We start from the raw sequence: 19,353 nt of genomic DNA on the forward strand, positions 1-19,353 counted from the left end.
CTGATCGGCCTGACGATGATCCTGGAAGAGAATTTGGCTCAACGAAGCCGCCTACTTTTTAAGGATCGTCAGGCGCGAACACTCATCGTGGCGCGGGATACGAGCCCAAAAGACGCCGGATAGATTTAAGCAAGCCACCCATTTCATCCGTTAATCAGTATTGCAAAAAAGGGGGTGACCATAGATTCTCTTGGGAAAAGTAGGCAAAACCGCTTGCTCCTGCATACGGCCCTACGCTGCGCTTCGGGTCCCCTCGCTACGGCGCCTTCCGGGGCCTCCTGAAGTCGCGATTTGCGGCGCCTGAACTTGCGTGCATGGAGATCAAGATCAAGAGCGAGTTGCTACTCACTTTGCAAGCGGGCTTGTCCCATGATGGTGTCAGCCTGCCGCCACCAAAATCTGATTTGAAGATACGCCAGCGCAGGCGCCGCCCGTAACTTCGCGACTTCAGGAGGCCGAGCGAAGGTGCCTGGAGGGGGCTGGTGCGCAGCACCCTTCGGCACAAGCCGAAGTCAGCCGTAGACTTGGCGCAGCAAGTCGTAGGCCGCGATACCCCTGGAAGACACCGAAGCGAGGGAACCCGAAGCGCAGCGTAGGGCTGTATGCAGGAGCGAGCGGTTTTGGTTCCTTTTGCCAAGACAAAAGGGACCCGCCGTAAGGGCGGAAGGGGCCAGCAGCATCACCACACCGAATGGATAAGCTCCCATCCGAAACTTAGCCAGGCCCAAGATCATAGTCCCCGGGATTCCGTGAAGAACCAAAAAAAAGCCCGCAGTGTGAGCGGGCAAGGACCTACGAAGATTCTTCTAGCGACCAACTAGCTTCCACGATAGGTCGAGTAACTGTACGGCGAGATCAACAGCGGTACGTGATAGTGATCCTGCTCGGCGCTGATGCCAAAACGCAGTACCACGACATCCAGGAATGCATGCTCAGGCAGCTGCACACCACGGGCGCGGTAGTAATCACCCGCATTGAACTGCAGCTGGTAGACACCGCTGCGGTAGTCGTCACCTTGCAGCAGCGGCGCGTCGCAACGGCCATCGCTGTTGGTCAGGGTGGTGTTCAGTAGCTCAAGCTGCTGGCCTTCGACCCGGTACAGCTCGACCTTGATCGAGCTGCCAGGGCAGCCATGAGCGGCATCCAGTACATGCGTGGTCAAACGTCCCATTGCTTGCTCGCCTCTGTTCTATCTGTGGGCAAAAAATCCCGTACGGCGCCGTCAGGAGACCCGGCAGCGTACGACTGTCGGATTATTAAGACATTTTTCTGTAAAATTGTACACAATAATTAGGTATTCTTTCCTGGCACGTCCACCACCTCCGACAAATGCGCCATCAGTCGCAAACCACGCTACTGGCCGACAGACGCGGAATTAACTGACCAATTGGGCAGGTTTCTTGCAAAGGGTTTCCGAGGGTGAAAACAGGAAGAAATAGGAAAAAACAGGCTTACAAACCGCAAACAAAGTTGTATACAATCACCTCATCGTCGTGGCCGATACCTTACCCGGGCGCCACGCCATCCGTTTACACGTATAAGAAGGAAGACTGCAGTGAGCGCTGATTATCCTCGCGACCTGATCGGTTACGGCAATACCCCACCCCATCCGCGCTGGCCGGGGAATGCCCGCATCGCTTTGTCTTTCGTGCTCAACTACGAAGAAGGCGGTGAACGCAACATTCTTCACGGAGACAAGGAGTCGGAAGCCTTCCTCTCGGAAATGGTTGCCGCCCAGCCCCTGCAGGGCGCACGCAACATGAGCATGGAGTCGCTCTACGAGTACGGCAGCCGTGCCGGTGTCTGGCGCCTGCTCAAGCTGTTCAAGGACACCGGCGTACCATTGACCATCTTCGCCGTCGCCATGGCCGCCCAGCGTCACCCCGACGTGATCCGCGCCATGGTCGAAGCCGGCCACGAAATCTGCAGCCACGGCTACCGCTGGATCGATTACCAGAACATGGACGAGGCCCAGGAGCGCGAGCATATGCTCGAAGCTATCCGCATCCTCACCGAGCTGACCGGCGAACGTCCGCTGGGCTGGTACACCGGCCGTACCGGGGCGAACACCCGCCGCCTGGTGATGGAGGAAGGCGGCTTCCTCTATGACAGCGATACCTACGACGACGACCTGCCCTACTGGGAAGCGAACAACCCGACTGGCAAGCCGCACCTGGTGATCCCCTATACCCTGGACACCAACGACATGCGCTTCACCCAGGTCCAGGGCTTCAACTGCGGCGAGCAGTTCTTCCAGTACCTCAAGGACGCCTTCGACGTCCTCTACGAAGAAGGCGCCGAAGCGCCGAAGATGCTCTCCATCGGCCTGCACTGCCGCCTGGTCGGCCGTCCGGCGCGCCTGGCTGCGCTCAAGCGCTTCATTGAATACGCCAAGAGCCACGATCAGGTCTGGTTCACCCGGCGCGTGGACATCGCCCGTCACTGGCATGCCACCCACCCTTACAAAGCCGAGAACGCCCAATGACCGCTTTCAAAACCCTTACGCCTTCGTCCCTGGAGCGCAGTGCATTCGTCGAAGCCTTTGCCGACATCTACGAGCACTCGCCGTGGGTCGCCGAGAAGGCCTACGACCTAGGCCAACGGCAGGAAATCGATCAGATCGAAGCCCTGCATCAGCGCATGAGCGACATCCTCCTCAGCGCCGATCACAGCGCTCAACTGGCACTGATCAATGCTCACCCGGATCTCGCTGGCAAAGCCGCAATCCAGGGTGAACTGACCGAGTCGAGCACCAACGAGCAGGCCGGCGCCGGTATCCACCAGTGCACCGCTGAAGAGTTCGAGCGCTTCACCGAACTCAACGATGCCTACAAAGAGAAGTTCGAGTTCCCGTTCATCATGGCGGTAAAAGGCAGCAATCGGCACCAGATCCTCGCCTCGTTCGAGAAGCGCATCCACAACTCGGCCGAGGCCGAGTTCAAGGAAGCGCTGGCGCAGATCAACCTGATTGCCCTGTTCCGCCTGCTGCAACTTTAAGGGTAAGCCCGGCCTTACCCTCCACAACACAGAATTAAAGAGAATCCGCATGCGCACTTTAGTGATTGAGCCCTTGACCAAAGAAGCCTTCGCCCCTTTCGGTGACGTGATCGAAACCGACGGCAGCGACCACTTCATGATCAACAACGGTTCGACCATGCGCTTCCACAAGCTGGCGACGGTACAAACCGCCCAGCCCGAGGACAACGCGATCATCAGCATCTTCCGCGCCGACGCGCAGGACATGCCGCTGACCGTCCGCATGCTGGAGCGCCATCCGCTGGGCAGCCAGGCGTTCATTCCGCTGCTCGGCAATCCCTTTCTGATCGTGGTCGCGCCACTTGGCGATGCACCTGTATCGGGCCTGGTCCGTGCCTTCCGTAGTAATGGAAGGCAGGGCATCAATTACCATCGCGGCGTCTGGCACCACCCGGTGCTGACGATCGAAAAGCGGGATGACTTCCTGGTGGTTGATCGCAGTGGCACTGGCAACAACTGCGATGAGCATTTTTTCAATGAGGATGAGCAATTGATCCTCGCCCCCCACCAATAAGAGAAGACCTGAGCGCCCGGCTACAGGGTGCCAGGGTAGAGGTAAAGACTGTGGAAGCACATCTGTTGGAATGGCTGAACCTGAGCGTGCGTTGGGTTCACATGATCACTGGCGTAGCCTGGATTGGCGCGTCGTTCTACTTTGTCTGGCTGGAAAACAACCTCAACCGGGCCAACCCGCGCGATGGTCTGTCCGGCGATCTCTGGGCGATTCACGGTGGCGGGATCTACCACCTGGAGAAATACAAGCTGGCTCCGCCGAAAATGCCGGAGAACCTGCACTGGTTCAAATGGGAAGCCTATTTCACCTGGATGTCGGGTATCGCCCTGATGTGCCTGGTGTTCTACTGGAACCCGACCCTGTACCTGCTGGCCCCTGGCAGCACCCTGAGCGGCGCTGAAGGTATCGCCATCGGTGTCGGCTCGCTGATTGCCGGCTGGTTCATCTATGACTTCCTGTGCGACTCGCCACTGGGCAAACGCCCTGGCCTGCTCGGCCTGGTGCTGTTCGTCCTGGTGATTGCCGCCTGCTTCGGTTTCAGCCAGGTGTTCAGCGGTCGTGGTGCTTACCTGCACACCGGTGCGATCATCGGCACCATCATGGTCGGTAACGTGTTCCGCATCATCATGCCGGCCCAGCGTCAGCTGGTCGCCGCCATCGAAGCCAACCAGACCCCGGATCCGCTCCTGCCGGCCAAGGGCCTGCTGCGCTCGCGGCACAACAACTACTTCACCCTGCCGGTGCTGTTCATCATGATCAGCAACCACTTCCCGAGCACCTACGGTAGCCAGTACAACTGGCTGATCCTGGCGGGTATCGCAGTGGCTGCCGTGTTGGTTCGTCACTACTTCAACACCCGTCACGACAGCAACAAGTACGCCTGGACCCTGCCGGTCGGTGCCCTGTCAATGATCTGCCTGGCCTACGTCACCGGTCCCGCACCGATGCCTACTGCGCCGGAGCAGGCCGCTGCCAAGGTCGAATACCAACCGCTGCCGGAAACCGCTCAGGGTGGCAAGACCGCTGCCGAAAAAGCTGCAGAGAAAGCTGCCGAACCTGCCCAGGCTGCCGCTCCTGCCGAAGCGCCAACCGCCAGCGTCGGCAAACTCGACGATGCCGGTTTCGACAAGATCCACAGCGTCATCCAGGAACGTTGCACCGTGTGCCATTCGGCCAAGCCGACCAGCCCGCTGTTCAGCGCTGCACCTGCGGGCGTGATGCTCGACACCCCGCAGCAGATCCAGCAACAGGCCGCGCGCATTCAAGCACAGGCTGTCGCCACGCAGATCATGCCACTGGGCAACATCACGCAGATGACCCAGCAGGAACGTGAACTGATTGGCGCCTGGATTGCCAAGGGGGCGCCAACGAAGTAAGCAACACGCTTCATGCGGCAAGCTACAAGCTGCAAGCCAAGCGCGATCTCCTGCTTCTCCTTGAAGCTTGGCGCTTGAAGCTTGCAGCTCTAAAGAATAAAAACAAAATCGAGGTGTTGCATGTCCGAGTCACGCAAGGCGTACATCCCCGTTGCGCCCCCACGACAGCCACTGCCAATGCTCCAACTGTTCCTGGTGGGTCTGCAGCATGTCTTGCTGATGTACGGAGGCGCGATCGCCGTGCCACTGATCATCGGCCAGGCCGCCGGCCTTTCTCGTGAAGAAGTCGCTTTCCTGATCAATGCCGACCTGCTGGTCGCGGGTGTCGCCACCATCGTCCAGTCGTTCGGCATTGGCGCAGTCGGCATCCGCATGCCGGTGATGATGGGTGCAAGCTTTGCTGCGGTCGGCAGTATGGTGGCCATGGCCGGAATGCCCGGCGTCGGCCTGCAAGGTATCTTCGGTGCGACCATCGCTGCCGGCTTCTTCGGCATGCTGATCGCCCCGTTCATGTCCAAGGTGGTGCGTTTCTTCCCACCGCTGGTGACCGGCACGGTCATCACCTCGATTGGTCTTTCGCTGTTTCCGGTTGCCGTCAACTGGGCCGGTGGCGGCGCCAACGCCGAAACCTTCGGCTCGCCCATCTACCTGATCGTCGCAGGCCTGGTGCTGGCCACCATTCTGCTGGTCAATCGCTTCATGCGTGGCTTCTGGGTCAATGTCTCGGTGCTGATCGGCATGGGCCTGGGTTACATCCTGGCCGGCTCCATCGGCATGGTCGACCTCTCCGGCCTCGACCAAGCCCCCTGGGTACAAGTAGTCACACCCCTGCACTTCGGCATGCCGACCTTCAGCCTGGCGCCGATCCTGTCCATGTGCCTGGTGGTGGTGATCATCTTTGTCGAGTCCACCGGCATGTTCCTGGCCCTGGGCAAGGTCACCGACCGTGAAGTCACCCCGGGCATGTTGCGTCGCGGGCTGATGTGCGACGCCGGTGCCTCCTTCGTTGCCGGTTTCTTCAACACCTTCACCCATTCCTCGTTCGCCCAGAACATCGGCCTGGTACAGATGACCGGCGTGCGTTGCCGCTACGTCACCGTGGTTGCCGGTGGCTTTCTGATCCTGCTCAGCTTGCTGCCCAAGGCGGCCTTCCTGATCGCCTCGATTCCCCCGGCAGTGCTGGGCGGCGCGTCCATCGCCATGTTCGGCATGGTCGCAGCCACCGGCATCAAGATCCTCCAGGAAGCCGATATCGCCGACCGCCGCAACCAGTTGCTGGTCGCCGTCAGCGTCGGCATGGGCCTGATCCCCGTGGTGCGTCCGGAGTTCTTCGCGCAGATGCCGCATTGGATGGAACCCATCACCCACAGCGGTATTGCCATGGCCACGGTCAGCGCGCTGATCCTCAACCTGTTGTTCAACATCCTCGGCGGCGCTGAGCGCGCTGCACACAACGAAGCCGCCCACCAGCACTGAGTTTTTGGGCGGCACTTGTCGCCCGGTATCACCCGAGCAATACGCAGGACCGTCGACCCGTGGGAGCGGGTCGGCCGGGGTGCTTCGCGCCGAAAACCCAAAACCAACAATAACAAAGCCGGGAATCACAACATGAAAGGCATCACCACTTCCCTCCTGTTGGGTAGCAGTCTGCTGGCCGCTTTGCCAGCCGCCGCAGGGGACATGCTGCTCTGGCACACCAACAGCCTCACCTATCTCTACGGCAAGGACTTCCAGGTCAACCCTGCAATCCAGCAGACGGTGACCTTCGAGCACGCCAACAAGTGGAAATACGGCGACACCTTCCTGTTCGTTGACAAGATCTTCTACAACGGTGGCACCGACCGCAATAAAGGCAACAACACCTACTACGGTGAGTTCAGCCCGCGTCTGTCGTTCGGCAAGATCTTCGATCGCAAATTCGAATTCGGTCCGATCAAAGACGTGTTGCTGGCCATGACCTACGAGTCGGGCGAAGGCGACAACGAGGCCTACCTGATCGGTCCTGGTTTCGACCTGGCAATTCCCGGTTTCAATTACTTCACCCTCAACATCCTGCAGCGCAACACCGAGGGCAGCCGCCCAGGTGATCGTGTCTGGCAGATTACTCCGACCTTCTCCTACACCATCCCTGTGGGCAAATCCGATGTCCTCATCGATGGCTACATGGACTGGGTGGTCGACAACGACCAGTCCCGGCGCGGCACCTACCACGCCAACCTGCAGTTCAACCCACAGGTCAAATACGACCTGGGCAAGGCCCTGAGCCTGGGCGCCAAGCAGTTGTACGTAGGTATCGAATACAGCTACTGGAAAGACAAATACGGTATCGAGAACAGTGGACGCCTGGACAGCAATCAGAGTGTGACCAGCGCCCTGGTTAAGGTTCACTTCTAAAACCTGACCAAACGCACAGTTTTAGCTACACCTGCTCCAGGAAGGAGCACTTGAGGACCCGCGCGCAAGCCAGTAATCTGCGCGCCCTCTCGATCAGGGCAGGATGGATCCTGTCTGCGTTTGCTGACCGCTCAGTCAATGAATTCGGGCGGTTGGCAAGCGTCACGCCAACCTGAAATACCCTTTTCATCTGTTCAGAAAGACGTCGAGCAGGATTGTTGTGCCGTACCGAAAAGTTGGCGCAGCGCTTGCCAAACAGTTGTGGCCAATCGAAAAAAACTGACTCAAAAGACAAGTATTTGAACCCAACGGTGCCACCCAGAGTACCGACAACAGATTCAATCAAGGGAGCAACACAGCGATGCGCATGACCAATAGCCTGATTCTCGCCGGCGGCCTGCTGGCGGCCAGCACTGCCGCCACCGCCGGTGATCTGCTGCAATGGCAGAACAACAGCCTGACCTACTTGTGGGGCAAGGACTTCACGGTCAACCCACAAATCCAGCAGACCGTGACCTTCGAGCACGCCGATGCCTGGAAATACGGCGACAACTTCATCTTCGTCGACAAAATCTTCTACAACGGTGACAAGGACTTCAACAACGGTCCGAACACCTACTACGGCGAGATTCAACCGCGTCTGTCGTTCGGCAAGATCTTCGACCAGAAGCTGGAGTTCGGTCCGATCAAGGACGTGCTGCTGGCGATGACCTACGAGTTTGGTGAGGGCGATACCGAGTCCTACCTGATCGGTCCTGGTTTCGACCTGGCAATCCCGGGCTTCGACTACTTCCAGCTGAACTTCTACCAGCGCAACACCGAAGGCAGCCGTGCCGGTGACAACGTCTGGCAGATCACCCCGGTGTGGTCGTACACCATTCCTGTGGGCAAGTCCGACATCCTCATCGATGGTTTCATGGACTGGGTAGTGGACAACGACGCCACCAGCCGCCGCGGCACCTATCACGCCAACCTGCACTTCAACCCGCAGGTCAAATACGACCTGGGCAAGGCGCTGAACTGGGGCGAGAAGCAGCTGTATGTCGGCTTCGAATACGACTACTGGAAGAACAAGTACGGGATCAAGGACAGCGATGCCTTTGATACCGATCAGAACACTGCCAGCTTCCTGGTCAAAGTGCATTTCTGATAGATGCAATCGCGGGCAAGCCCGCTCCTACAATCGGTAGGAGCGGGCTTGTCCGCGATAAGGCCATCAGCCTTTGCCAGACCGCCAGACCTTGCCAATAACGGCCACCATCGCCAGCACCGCAGCACCTGCAACAATACCCACCCCGCCATTGAGCAACGCCCCGGTCACCGCCCCACCCCACCCTTCACTGAAGGCTTCGATGGCATGATGCAGCGGCGCCACACCATGCACCAGAATCCCGCCACCGACCAGGAACATCGCTGCAGTACCAATCACCGACAGGCTCTTCATCATGTACGGCGCCGTACGCAGGATGCCGTTGCCCAGCGCCTGCACCGCACGCGACGCTTTCTGGGTCAGCCACAGGCCCAGGTCGTCGAGCTTGACGATACCGGCGACCAAGCCGTACACGCCGATGGTCATGACAATGGCAATGCCCGAGAGCACGACAATCTGCTGGCTCAGCGGTGCATCAGCGACCGTGCCCAAAGTGATAGCGATAATCTCTGCCGAGAGGATAAAGTCCGTGCGAATCGCGCCCTTGATCTTGGTCTGCTCGAAGGCCACCAGATCAACTGCGGGATCAGCCACTGCCTCGGTCCTGGCTTCGTGCTCGGCCTGGTCTTCAGCCTTGCTGTGAAGGAATTTGTGGGCGAGCTTTTCAAACCCTTCGAAGCACAGGAACGCGCCGCCGATCATCAACAGCGGCGTCACTGCCCAAGGGATGAAGGCGCTGATCAGCAGCGCTGCTGGCACCAGAATCAACTTGTTGACGAACGAGCCCTTGGCCACCGCCCAGACCACCGGGATTTCCCGCTCGGCACGCACCCCGGTGACCTGCTGGGCATTGAGCGCCAGGTCGTCGCCCAACACACCTGCGGTCTTTTTCGCCGCGACCTTGGTCATCACCGAGACATCGTCAAGTACCGTGGCGATGTCGTCGATCAATACCAGAAGACTGCTTCCTGCCATGTTTGCCTGATTCCAGCGGGTTGAGAGGGGCTCAGTCTAGCCCAAAGTCGCCACCTTGAGCCCTTTGCAAACGCGGTGCTACCATGCGCAACCGCCCTTTCAGGCCCGGTGCCGCCAGCGGCCCGACACGAGGAACAGCGTCAACCATGAGCAGCATTCGCGAGCGCAACAAAGAACTGATCCTGCGCGCGGCCAGCGAGGAGTTTGCCGACAAGGGCTTCGCCGCCACCAAGACCAGCGACATCGCGGCCAAGGCCGGGCTGCCCAAGCCGAACGTCTACTACTACTTCAAATCCAAGGAAAACCTCTACCGCGAGGTGCTGGAAAGCATCATCGAGCCGATCATGCAAGCGTCCACGCCGTTCAACGCTGACGGTGAGCCCAAGGAAGTGCTGAGCGCCTACATCCGCTCGAAAGTGCGTATTTCCCGCGACCTGCCGTTTGCCTCCAAGGTGTTCGCCAGCGAGATCATGCACGGCGCTCCGCACCTGAGCCCGAGCCAGGTCGAACAGCTCAACGAGCAGGCCCGGCACAACATCGAGTGCATCCAGGCCTGGATCGACCACGGCCAGATCGCCTCGGTAGACCCGCACCACCTGATGTTCAGCATCTGGGCGGCGACCCAGACCTACGCTGATTTCGACTGGCAGATTTCGGTGGTTACCGGCAAAGCCAAGCTGGAAGACAGCGATTACGAAGCGGCAACGCAGACCATCATTCGCCTGGTGCTCAAAGGGTGTGAGCCGGACGCCTGACAGACCGCGGTGCTCTCATCGCGGGACAAGCCCGCCCACAGCGTTGCAGTTCAATCTGTGTGCGGGCTTGCCCCGCGATAGGCTTTAGGCCGCTACCCCGGCATCCGCCGTCAACCCCGCCTCTTCGATCGCACTGATCGCGCACTGCTCATCGATATCCGAGGTATCGCCACTGATACCGATTGCCCCCAATACCACGCCCTGCTGATTACGAATCAGCACACCACCGGGTGCGGGCACCAGCGGGCTCTGCCCCAGGCCATTGAGCGCGGCAAAGAACGCCGGGCGCTGCTGTGCGTCCAGCGCCAGCAGGCGCGAGCCCTTGCCCAGGGCAATGGCCCCCCAGGCTTTGCCCATGGCCACTTGCGGACGCAGCAGGCTGGCGCCGTCTTCACGTTGCAGCGCCAGCAGGTGGCCGCCGCTGTCGAGCACCGCCACCGTCAAGGGCGCGGCGGAGATCTTGCGGCCCGCGACCAGCGCGGCGTTCACCAGGCTGACGGCGATTTTCAGGGTCAATACGTTCATGGAAAGGTCCTCTTGTTGTTAGAAGCCCGGAGGGCAGGTGTGAAAGCAATAGAACAAATAGAACACAATGGCCATATTTTTTGTATACAATAATTTAAGCGCGATAACCCAATTCTGACGAAACGCCTTTTTTATGGCCTTCCCGACGAAAGCACACATCGCCGATGAAAATGGATTGACCAGAGTCGCCTGGCGTGAATACACTCTGACGAAAAGCCATTTGTATACAATTACAAAATCAAAGAGGCACAAAACCATGAGCAAAATGAGAGCAATTGATGCAGCCGTTCTGGTGATGCGCCGCGAAGGTGTTGATACCGCGTTTGGTATTCCGGGTGCTGCAATCAACCCGCTGTACTCGGCCCTGAAGAAAGTCGGCGGTATCGATCACGTCCTCGCTCGTCACGTTGAAGGCGCCTCGCACATGGCCGAGGGCTACACCCGCACCAAAGCCGGCAACATCGGCGTGTGCATCGGCACCTCCGGCCCCGCCGGCACTGACATGGTCACCGGCCTGTACAGCGCCTCGGCCGACTCCATCCCGATCCTCTGCATCACCGGCCAAGCGCCGCGTGCCCGTATGCACAAGGAAGATTTCCAGGCCGTCGACATCACCAGCATCGTCAAGCCGGTGACCAAGTGGGCGACCACCGTTCTGGAGCCAGGCCAGGTGCCTTACGCGTTCCAGAAAGCCTTCTATGAAATGCGCTCCGGCCGTCCAGGCCCGGTGCTGATCGACCTGCCGTTCGACGTGCAGATGGCCGAGATCGAATTCGACATCGACGCCTACCAGCCGCTGCCGGTACAAAAGCCTGCCGCCAATCGCGTCCAGGTCGAGAAGGCCCTGGCCATGCTCGACACTGCCGAGCGCCCGCTGCTGGTTGCCGGTGGTGGCATCATCAACGCCGATGCCTGTGACAAACTGGTCGAGTTCGCCGAACTGACCGGCATCCCGGTGATCCCGACCCTGATGGGCTGGGGCATCATCCCTGACGATCACCCGCTGATGGTCGGCATGGTCGGTCTGCAGACCTCGCACCGCTACGGCAACGCCACCATGCTCAAGTCCGACGTGGTCCTGGGTATCGGTAACCGTTGGGCCAACCGCCACACCGGTTCCGTAGACGTCTACACCGAAGGCCGCCGTTTCATTCACGTCGATATCGAACCGACCCAGATCGGCCGGGTATTCACCCCTGACCTGGGTATCGTCTCCGACGCCGGTGCTGCGCTGGATGTGTTCCTGGAAGTGGCGCGCGAGTGGAAAGCCGCCGGCAAGCTCAAAGACCGCAGCGCCTGGCTGGAAGATTGCCAACAGCGCAAGTCGAGCCTGCAGCGCAAGACCCATTTCGACAACGTGCCGGTCAAGCCGCAGCGCGTGTACCAGGAAATGAACCAGGTGTTCGGCAAGGACACCTGCTACGTCAGCACCATCGGCCTGTCGCAGATCGCCGGCGCTCAGTTCCTCCACGTCTACAAGCCTCGCCACTGGATCAACTGTGGCCAGGCCGGCCCGCTGGGCTGGACCATCCCTGCCGCCCTGGGTGTGGTCAAGGCCGACCCGAGCCGCAAGGTCGTGGCGCTGTCGGGCGACTATGACTTCCAGTTCATGATCGAAGAACTGGCCGTGGGTGCGCAGTTCAACCTGCCGTACGTCCACGTGCTGGTGAACAACTCCTACCTGGGGCTGATCCGCCAGGCCCAGCGCGGCTTCGAGATGGATTACTGCGTGCAGTTGGCGTTCGAGAACGTCAACGCACCTGAGCTCAACGGTTATGGCGTCGATCACGTCGCCGTGGTCGAAGGCCTGGGTTGCAAGGCCCTGCGCGTTACCGAGCCTGGCGAGATTGCCCCGGCCCTGCTTAAAGCGCAAAAAATGGCTGAAGAGTTCAAGGTACCGGTGGTGGTCGAGGTTATCCTCGAGCGCGTGACCAACATTTCCATGGGCACCGAAATCAACGCGGTCAACGAATTCGAAGACCTGGCCCTGGTCGGCAACGACGCGCCAACCGCGATTTCCCTGCTCGACTGATCGCTAGAGCGGCCCTGCTGCGTTACGCACAGGGCCCACTTTTGCAAGGAGACAACCATGCCACGTTTCGCCGCCAACCTGTCCATGCTGTTCACCGAGCAGGACTTTCTCGCCCGTTTCAAGGCTGCAGCCGACGCCGGCTTCAGCGGTGTCGAATACCTGTTTCCGTACGATTTCAGCTCGGCTGAAATCAAGCAGCAGCTCGATGCCCACGGCCTGACCCAGGTGCTGTTCAACCTGCCGGCCGGTGACTGGGCCAAAGGTGATCGCGGTATCGCTTGCGATCCGGCCCGCGTCGAGCAGTTCCGCGCCGGTGTCGACCTGGCCATCGCCTACGCCCAGGTACTGGGCAACACCCAGGTCAACTGCCTGGCCGGTATCCGTCCTCAAGGGGCGGATTGCGCCAGCGTGCGCAAGACCTTCGTCGACAACCTCAAGTATGCCGCCGACAAACTGCAAGCCGCCGGGATCAAGCTGGTCATGGAAATGATCAACACCCGCGACATCCCTGGCTTCTACCTGAACAACACCAAGCAGGCCCTGGAAATCCAGGCTGAAGTCGGCAGCAGCAACCTGTTCCTGCAATACGACATCTACCACATGCAGATCATGGAGGGCGACCTGGCCCGCACCATGGAAAGCAACCTGGCCAAGATCAACCACATCCAGCTGGCCGACAACCCGGGCCGCAACGAGCCGGGCACTGGCGAGATCAACTACCGCTTCCTCTTCGCACACCTGGACCGCATCGGCTACCAGGGCTGGGTGGGCTGTGAATACAAGCCACTGACCACCACCGAAGCTGGCCTGGGCTGGTTGAAATCCCATAACGCGATCTGACCTGCAAACAATTACAAGAGGCATCTCTCATGGCTAAAATCGGATTTATCGGCACCGGCATCATGGGCCACCCAATGGCGCAGAACCTGCAAAAAGCCGGTCACAGCCTGTTCCTGACCACTCACCACGACCCAGCCCCGGCCGACCTGGTCGCCGCTGGCGCCGTGGCCCTGGCCAACCCGAAAGAAGTGGCCCAGGAAGCTGAATTCATCATCGTCATGGTCCCGGATACCCCACAGGTCGAAAGCGTCCTGTTCGGTGAAAACGGCGTGGCCCTGGGCGTTGGCCCGAACAAGGTGGTGATCGACATGAGCTCGATCTCCCCTACCGCCACCAAAGTCTTCGCCGAGAAGATCAAGGCCACCGGCGCCACCTACCTCGACGCTCCGGTGTCTGGCGGTGAAGTCGGCGCCAAGGCCGCGACCCTGAGCATCATGGTCGGTGGTTGCCCGAACGCCTTCGAACGCGCACTGCCGCTGTTCCAGAGCATGGGCAAGAACATCACCCGCGTCGGCGGTAGCGGCGACGGCCAGACCGCCAAGGTTGCCAACCAGATCATCGTTGCCCTGAACATCCAGGCCGTGGCCGAAGCGCTGCTGTTTGCGGCCAAGAACGGCGCAGACCCTGCCAAGGTCCGTGAAGCACTGATGGGCGGCTTCGCCTCCTCGAAGATCCTCGAAGTGCACGGCGAGCGCATGATCAAGGGCACCTTCGATCCAGGCTTCCGCATCAGCCTGCACCAGAAGGACCTGAACCTGGCCCTGCAAGGCGCCAAGGAACTGAACATCAACCTGCCCAACACCGCCAATGCCCAGCAAGTGTTCAGCACCTGCGCAGCCATCGGTGGCGCCAACTGGGACCACTCGGCATTGATCAAAGGCCTTGAGCACATGGCCAACTTCTCGATCCGAGGCGACGAGTAAACGGCAAGCTTCAAGCGGCAAGAAAAAGCAGGCCGCGCATCGATCTGCTTTTTCTTGAAGCTTGCAGCTCCAAGAGCAACAGCGCCCCTGGGTCAGCCTGCACGGAGGCCGGCCCAGGGGCGTTTTCGATTCTGCAGAACAATAAGATTGGAGCCTGCCATGTCGGTCGATCCACAACACTTACTGCGCGAGCTGTTCGCCACGGCCATCGATGCCGCGCACCCTCGCCAGGTCCTTGAAGCACACCTGCCCAGCGACCGCAGCGGTCGCGTCATCGTCATCGGCGCCGGCAAGGCCGCAGCGGCCATGGCCGAAGTGGTCGAACGCAACTGGAAGGGCCCGGTTTCCGGCCTGGTGGTGACCCGCTACGGACACGGCGCCAGCTGCTCGAAAATCGAAGTGGTCGAAGCCGCCCACCCGGTCCCCGATGCCGCAGGCCTGGCCGTGGCCAAACGCGTGCTGGAGATGGTCAGCAACCTCACGGCCGAGGACCGGGTGATCTTCCTGCTTTCCGGCGGTGGCTCTGCCCTGCTGGCCCTGCCCGCCGAAGGCCTGACCCTGGCCGACAAACAACAGATCAACAAAGCCCTGCTCAAGTCCGGCGCCAGCATCGGCGAGATGAACTGTGTGCGCAAGCACCTCTCAGCGATCAAGGGCGGCCGCCTGGCCAAGGCCTGCTGGCCGGCCACGGTATTCACCTACGCGATTTCCGATGTCCCGGGCGACCTGGCCACAGTCATCGCCTCCGGCCCCACCGTGGCCGACCCGAGCACCTCGGCCGAAGCCCTGGCCATCCTCAAGCGCTACAACATCGAAGCCCCTGCAGCGGTCACCGCCTGGCTGAACAACCCGGCCTCCGAAACCGTCAAGGCCGACGATCCGGCACTGGCACGCAGTCACTTCCAACTGATCGCACGCCCCCAGCAGTCGCTGGAAGCTGCGGCAGTCAAAGCCCGTCAGGCCGGTTTCAGTCCGCTGATTCTCGGCGACCTGGAAGGCGAATCGCGGGAAGTGGCCAAGGTCCATGCTGGCATCGCCCGGCAGATCGTCCTCCACGGCCAACCGCTGTCGCCACCCTGCGTGATCCTCTCCGGTGGCGAGACCACCGTGACCGTGCGCGGCAATGGCCGTGGCGGACGCAACGCCGAGTTTCTCCTGAGCCTGACCGAAAGCCTCAAGGGCCTGCCAGGGGTCTACGCCCTGGCCGGTGACACCGACGGCATCGATGGCTCGGAAGACAACGCCGGTGCCCTGATGACCCCGGACAGCTACGCGCGCGCCGCAGCCCTGGGCCTATCGGCCAGCGACGAACTGGACAACAACAATGGCTATGGCTACTTCGCCGCGCTCGATGCCTTGATCGTCACCGAGCCGACGCGGACCAACGTCAACGATTTTCGCGCCATTCTGATCCTTGAGAGTGCCAAACCATGACGCCTGATAAAAAAGTCAAAATCCTCGCTACCCTGGGGCCTGCCATCAAGGGTATCGACGACATCCGCCAGCTGGTCGAGTCCGGGGTGAACATCTTCCGCCTCAACTTCAGCCACGGCGAACACGAGGACCACGCCCTGCGCTACCAGTGGATCCGCGAGGTGGAAAGCCAGCTCAACTACCCGCTGGGCATCCTCATGGACCTGCAAGGCCCAAAACTGCGCGTCGGCCGCTTCGCTGACGGCAAGGTCCAGCTGCAACGCGGCCAGGCCCTGCGCCTGGACCTGGACAGCACCCCGGGCACCGCCTCGCGGGTCAACCTGCCGCACCCGGAAATCATCGCCGCCCTGGAGCCGGGCATGGACCTGCTGCTCGATGACGGCAAGCTGCGCCTGCGGGTGACCGCCAAGCACAGCGACGCCATCGACACCGAAGTGCTCAATGGCGGCGAGCTGTCCGACCGCAAAGGCGTCAACGTACCGCAAGCGGTCCTGGACCTGAGCCCGCTGACCGCCAAGGATCGCCGCGACCTGAGCTTCGGCCTGGAGCTTGGTGTGGACTGGGTGGCACTGTCGTTCGTGCAGCGTCCGGAAGACATTGTCGAAGCCCGCCAGCTGATTGGTGATCGTGCTTATCTGATGGCCAAGATCGAGAAACCGTCGGCGGTAACCCAACTGCGGGCGATTGCCGAACTCAGCGACGCGATCATGGTTGCCCGTGGTGACCTGGGCGTGGAAGTGCCGGCCGAAAGCGTGCCGCAGATCCAGAAGAGCATCATCAATACCTGCCGCGAGCTGGGCAAACCAGTGGTCGTCGCCACGCAGATGCTTGAATCGATGCGTTTCTCCCCGGCCCCGACCCGCGCCGAAGTCACCGACGTGGCCAACGCCGTGGCCGAAGGTGCCGATGCGGTGATGCTCTCGGCCGAGACCGCCTCCGGCGACTACCCGCTCGAAGCCGTGCAGATGATGAGCAAGATCATCCGCCAGGTCGAGAACGGCCCGGACTACCAGGCGCAACTGGACGTCGGCCGGCCCAAGGCGGAAGCGACGGTTTCCGATGCCATCAGCTGCGCGATCCGGCGTATCAGCGGCATCCTGCCGGTGGCGGTGCTGGTCAACTACAGCGAGTCGGGCGCCTCGACCCTGCGTGCTGCGCGCGAGCGGCCACGGGCACCGATCCTCAACCTGACCCCCAATTTGGCCACCGCCCGCCGCCTGAGCGTGGCCTGGGGTGTGCACTCGGTGGTCAATGATCGCCTGCGTCAGGTCGACGAAATCTGCTCCACCGCGTTGGAAATCGCCCAGGCACAAGGCATGGCCAGCCGTGGCGATACCCTGTTGATCACTGCCGGTGTGCCTTTTGGCAAGCCGGGATCGACTAACACGCTGCGGATTGAAACCTTGATCTGAGTGTGAAGCTTATCGCGGGGCAAGCTCCCACAGGCACCCATTAACCTGTGTGAGCTTGCCCCGCGATTAAGTCACCACAAACCACGTGGGAAAACCCAGCCCAATAGAGGCATCCCCACTCCACATCAACCCAGACTGCCCCCATGTACACCAAGAATTTCGTCAACCCGTGCCCCGACTGGGCCACGGCCTTGCTCAATGGCTTCAGCCAGGTCCTGCTGCAGCGCAACCCGCTGTGCGGCCTGTTCTGCCTGCTGGCCATCACCCTGACCGCTCCCGACCTGGTCGGAGGTGCCTTGCTCGGCGCCCTCGCCGGCCTGCTCACCGCCCAGCGCCGTGGTTACAACCGCACAGATCGCCAGGCCGGCCTGTACTGCTACAACGGTGTGCTGATCGGCCTGCTGCTCAGCTACGCCCTGCCCTGGTCGGCGATCCTACCGCCATTGATCATCGCCGCCGGCGGCTTGAGCAGCATGCTCGTGCACCAGTGGCTCAAACGCGCCAGTTCCAACCTGCTGCTCCCGGCTTACACCGCACCGTTCGTGCTGATCGGCTGGGCCGTGCTGGCCGTCAGTGAACCTGGCGCCAGCGCTTCCAACCCGATTGAGCCCAATGCGCTCTATGCGCTGATGCGCGGATTGGGTCAGGTGTTTCTGCTGGATAACCCGCTGGCCGGCCTGCTGATCGCCATCGGCTTGCTGATCGCCAACCGCTATGCCGCAGCCTGGGCATTGCTCGGCGCGGCGCTGGGCGGCAGCGTGGCGCTGCTCGGAGGCGAGGCCAATGCTGCGTATGCCGGCCTCTACGGATTCAACGCCGCCCTCGCCGCATTGGCCTTCAGCCAGACCCGCAAGCAACCCTGGCTGCCATTACTAGCGATGATCCTGGCAATCATCCTGCAGCCGCTGGTTGCTCAACTGCCGTTGCCTGGTCTGACGGCGCCGTTCATCTTCGCCTGCTGGCTGGTACTGATCGGCCAGCGCCTGATGCGTCAGCCTCTTGCCCGCCGTGCCGGTCGCTTGCATAGCTGAGTCGCTGCCCCTAGGCTCAGCTCCATCACGGAATGGAGCTGAGCATGGACACCCCTACGAGCTGGCGTGAACGGCTCTACATCATCGTTTTTCAAACCGACACCGTCGCTGGCCGACGCTTTGACAGCCTCCTGCTGCTGATCATCCTCGCCAGCCTGATCACCGTGGTCCTGGACAGCATCGATGACGTCCACCAGAACTACGCAGGATTGCTGGCCGGGATCGAGTGGGGGTTCACCGCAATCTTTCTGGTCGAGTACCTGGTGCGCCTGTATTGCTCACCCAAGCCGTTGCGTTATGCCTTCAGCTTCTACGGCCTGGTCGACCTGCTGGCGATCGTGCCGGGGATCATCGCCCTGTACTACAGCGACGCCCAGTACCTGCTGATCATTCGGGTCGTGCGCATGTTGCGGATCTTTCGCGTACTCAAGCTCAGCCCCTACCTCAAGCAAGCGCATTACCTGCTTGCGGCGCTGCGCGGCAGCAAGCAGAAAATCATCGTCTTTCTGCTCAGCGTCTCGACCCTGGTGACGGTGTTCGGCACCCTGATGTATGTGGTCGAAGGCCCCGAACATGGCTTTACCAGCATTCCCAAAGGGATTTACTGGGCGATCGTCACCCTGACCACCGTCGGCTTTGGCGATATCGTGCCCAAGACCCCGCTTGGCCAGGTGATTTCCTCGATGGTGATGATCACCGGTTACTCGATCATTGCCGTGCCCACCGGGATCTTCACCGCTGAACTGGCCAATGCCATGCGCGGCGAACAGCTCAGGCACGACTGCCCGGTGTGCCGCAAAGACAACCATGAGCACGGCGCGGCATTCTGCTCACGCTGTGGCAATGCACTGTTCAAGAGAACGGAATAAGCAAAGTACTTTTTAATCTTTTAGCGCCTAAGCACCAACCGCTATAGTCGCTGGCATAATGCCTTTAACGCTAACTCGAACAAGGAA

General features: G+C 60.8%; 18 protein-coding genes. 15 read left to right on the top strand and 3 right to left on the bottom strand.

The genetic code is table 11. The features are described from left to right. Positions 1-817: 817 nt before the first annotated feature. Positions 818-1,171, bottom strand: a complete 354-nt coding sequence (gene uraH / locus ACRESH_RS04795; RefSeq protein WP_431740882.1) for a hydroxyisourate hydrolase — start codon at positions 1,169-1,171, stop codon at positions 818-820. Positions 1,172-1,555: 384 nt separating this feature from the next. On the opposite strand from uraH, the gene puuE reads away from it, so the two are divergent. The 7 genes from puuE to ACRESH_RS04830 all read left to right on the top strand — a co-directional run bounded on the left by puuE (position 1,556) and on the right by ACRESH_RS04830 (position 8,470). After that, the gene (gene puuE, locus ACRESH_RS04800; protein ID WP_431740883.1) at positions 1,556-2,485 is read left to right on the top strand and encodes an allantoinase PuuE; all 930 of its coding nucleotides are present in this window, start codon (positions 1,556-1,558) and stop codon (positions 2,483-2,485) included. After that, positions 2,482-2,997, top strand: a complete 516-nt coding sequence (gene uraD / locus ACRESH_RS04805; RefSeq protein WP_431740884.1) for a 2-oxo-4-hydroxy-4-carboxy-5-ureidoimidazoline decarboxylase — start codon at positions 2,482-2,484, stop codon at positions 2,995-2,997. Before puuE ends, uraD begins: the two co-directional genes overlap by 4 nt. Positions 2,998-3,046: 49 nt before the next feature. Next, positions 3,047-3,550, top strand: coding sequence for an ureidoglycolate lyase (locus tag ACRESH_RS04810; RefSeq protein ID WP_191832671.1), 504 nt, complete (start codon positions 3,047-3,049; stop codon positions 3,548-3,550). A 50-nt stretch (positions 3,551-3,600) separates the two neighbouring features. Then, the gene (locus ACRESH_RS04815) at positions 3,601-4,926 is read left to right on the top strand and encodes a urate hydroxylase PuuD (protein ID WP_431740885.1); all 1,326 of its coding nucleotides are present in this window, start codon (positions 3,601-3,603) and stop codon (positions 4,924-4,926) included. A 120-nt stretch (positions 4,927-5,046) separates the two neighbouring features. Beyond that, on the top strand, positions 5,047-6,402 hold the full coding sequence (locus ACRESH_RS04820) for a nucleobase:cation symporter-2 family protein (RefSeq protein ID WP_431740886.1): 1,356 nt from the start codon (positions 5,047-5,049) through the stop codon (positions 6,400-6,402). A 132-nt stretch (positions 6,403-6,534) separates the two neighbouring features. Further along, complete coding sequence (locus ACRESH_RS04825; protein ID WP_431740887.1) at positions 6,535-7,320, top strand: outer membrane protein OmpK; 786 nt, start codon at positions 6,535-6,537, stop codon at positions 7,318-7,320. Positions 7,321-7,681: 361 nt separating this feature from the next. Continuing rightward, positions 7,682-8,470, top strand: coding sequence for an outer membrane protein OmpK (locus ACRESH_RS04830; protein WP_431740888.1), 789 nt, complete (start codon positions 7,682-7,684; stop codon positions 8,468-8,470). 66 nt (positions 8,471-8,536) lie between these two features. Here ACRESH_RS04830 and ACRESH_RS04835 read toward each other — a convergent pair whose 3' ends face one another. Beyond that, on the bottom strand, positions 8,537-9,445 hold the full coding sequence (locus ACRESH_RS04835; protein WP_431740889.1) for a DUF808 domain-containing protein: 909 nt from the start codon (positions 9,443-9,445) through the stop codon (positions 8,537-8,539). 146 nt (positions 9,446-9,591) lie between these two features. Between ACRESH_RS04835 and ACRESH_RS04840 the strand changes: the two genes are divergently transcribed. Further along, positions 9,592-10,200, top strand: a complete 609-nt coding sequence (locus ACRESH_RS04840) for a TetR/AcrR family transcriptional regulator (protein WP_431740890.1) — start codon at positions 9,592-9,594, stop codon at positions 10,198-10,200. 84 nt (positions 10,201-10,284) lie between these two features. Here the strand turns inward: ACRESH_RS04840 and ACRESH_RS04845 are convergent, their stop codons facing one another. After that, positions 10,285-10,725, bottom strand: coding sequence for a GlcG/HbpS family heme-binding protein (locus ACRESH_RS04845; RefSeq protein WP_431740891.1), 441 nt, complete (start codon positions 10,723-10,725; stop codon positions 10,285-10,287). A 256-nt stretch (positions 10,726-10,981) separates the two neighbouring features. Between ACRESH_RS04845 and gcl the strand changes: the two genes are divergently transcribed. The 7 genes from gcl (at position 10,982) to ACRESH_RS04880 (ending at position 19,266) form a co-directional block, all read left to right on the top strand. Beyond that, a complete protein-coding gene (gene gcl, locus ACRESH_RS04850) occupies positions 10,982-12,757 on the top strand; it encodes a glyoxylate carboligase (protein ID WP_431740892.1) in 1,776 nt (591 codons plus the stop codon). Between the two features lie 57 nt (positions 12,758-12,814). Beyond that, positions 12,815-13,597, top strand: a complete 783-nt coding sequence (gene hyi / locus ACRESH_RS04855) for a hydroxypyruvate isomerase (protein ID WP_431740893.1) — start codon at positions 12,815-12,817, stop codon at positions 13,595-13,597. A 29-nt stretch (positions 13,598-13,626) separates the two neighbouring features. Beyond that, positions 13,627-14,520, top strand: coding sequence for a 2-hydroxy-3-oxopropionate reductase (locus tag ACRESH_RS04860; protein ID WP_431740894.1), 894 nt, complete (start codon positions 13,627-13,629; stop codon positions 14,518-14,520). Between the two features lie 159 nt (positions 14,521-14,679). After that, a complete protein-coding gene (locus ACRESH_RS04865; protein ID WP_431740895.1) occupies positions 14,680-15,954 on the top strand; it encodes a glycerate kinase type-2 family protein in 1,275 nt (424 codons plus the stop codon). Beyond that, on the top strand, positions 15,951-17,366 hold the full coding sequence (gene pyk, locus ACRESH_RS04870; protein ID WP_431740896.1) for a pyruvate kinase: 1,416 nt from the start codon (positions 15,951-15,953) through the stop codon (positions 17,364-17,366). The genes ACRESH_RS04865 and pyk overlap by 4 nt, the downstream gene beginning before the upstream one ends. A gap of 143 nt (positions 17,367-17,509) precedes the next feature. Further along, a complete protein-coding gene (locus tag ACRESH_RS04875; protein ID WP_431740897.1) occupies positions 17,510-18,397 on the top strand; it encodes an urea transporter in 888 nt (295 codons plus the stop codon). Between the two features lie 44 nt (positions 18,398-18,441). Continuing rightward, entirely contained in the window at positions 18,442-19,266 is an 825-nt protein-coding gene (locus ACRESH_RS04880; protein ID WP_431740898.1) for an ion transporter, read from the top strand. Positions 19,267-19,353 lie beyond the last annotated feature (87 nt).

It is taken from the genome of Pseudomonas sp. (genome assembly GCF_050739775.1).
GTDB lineage: Bacteria > Pseudomonadota > Gammaproteobacteria > Pseudomonadales > Pseudomonadaceae > Aquipseudomonas.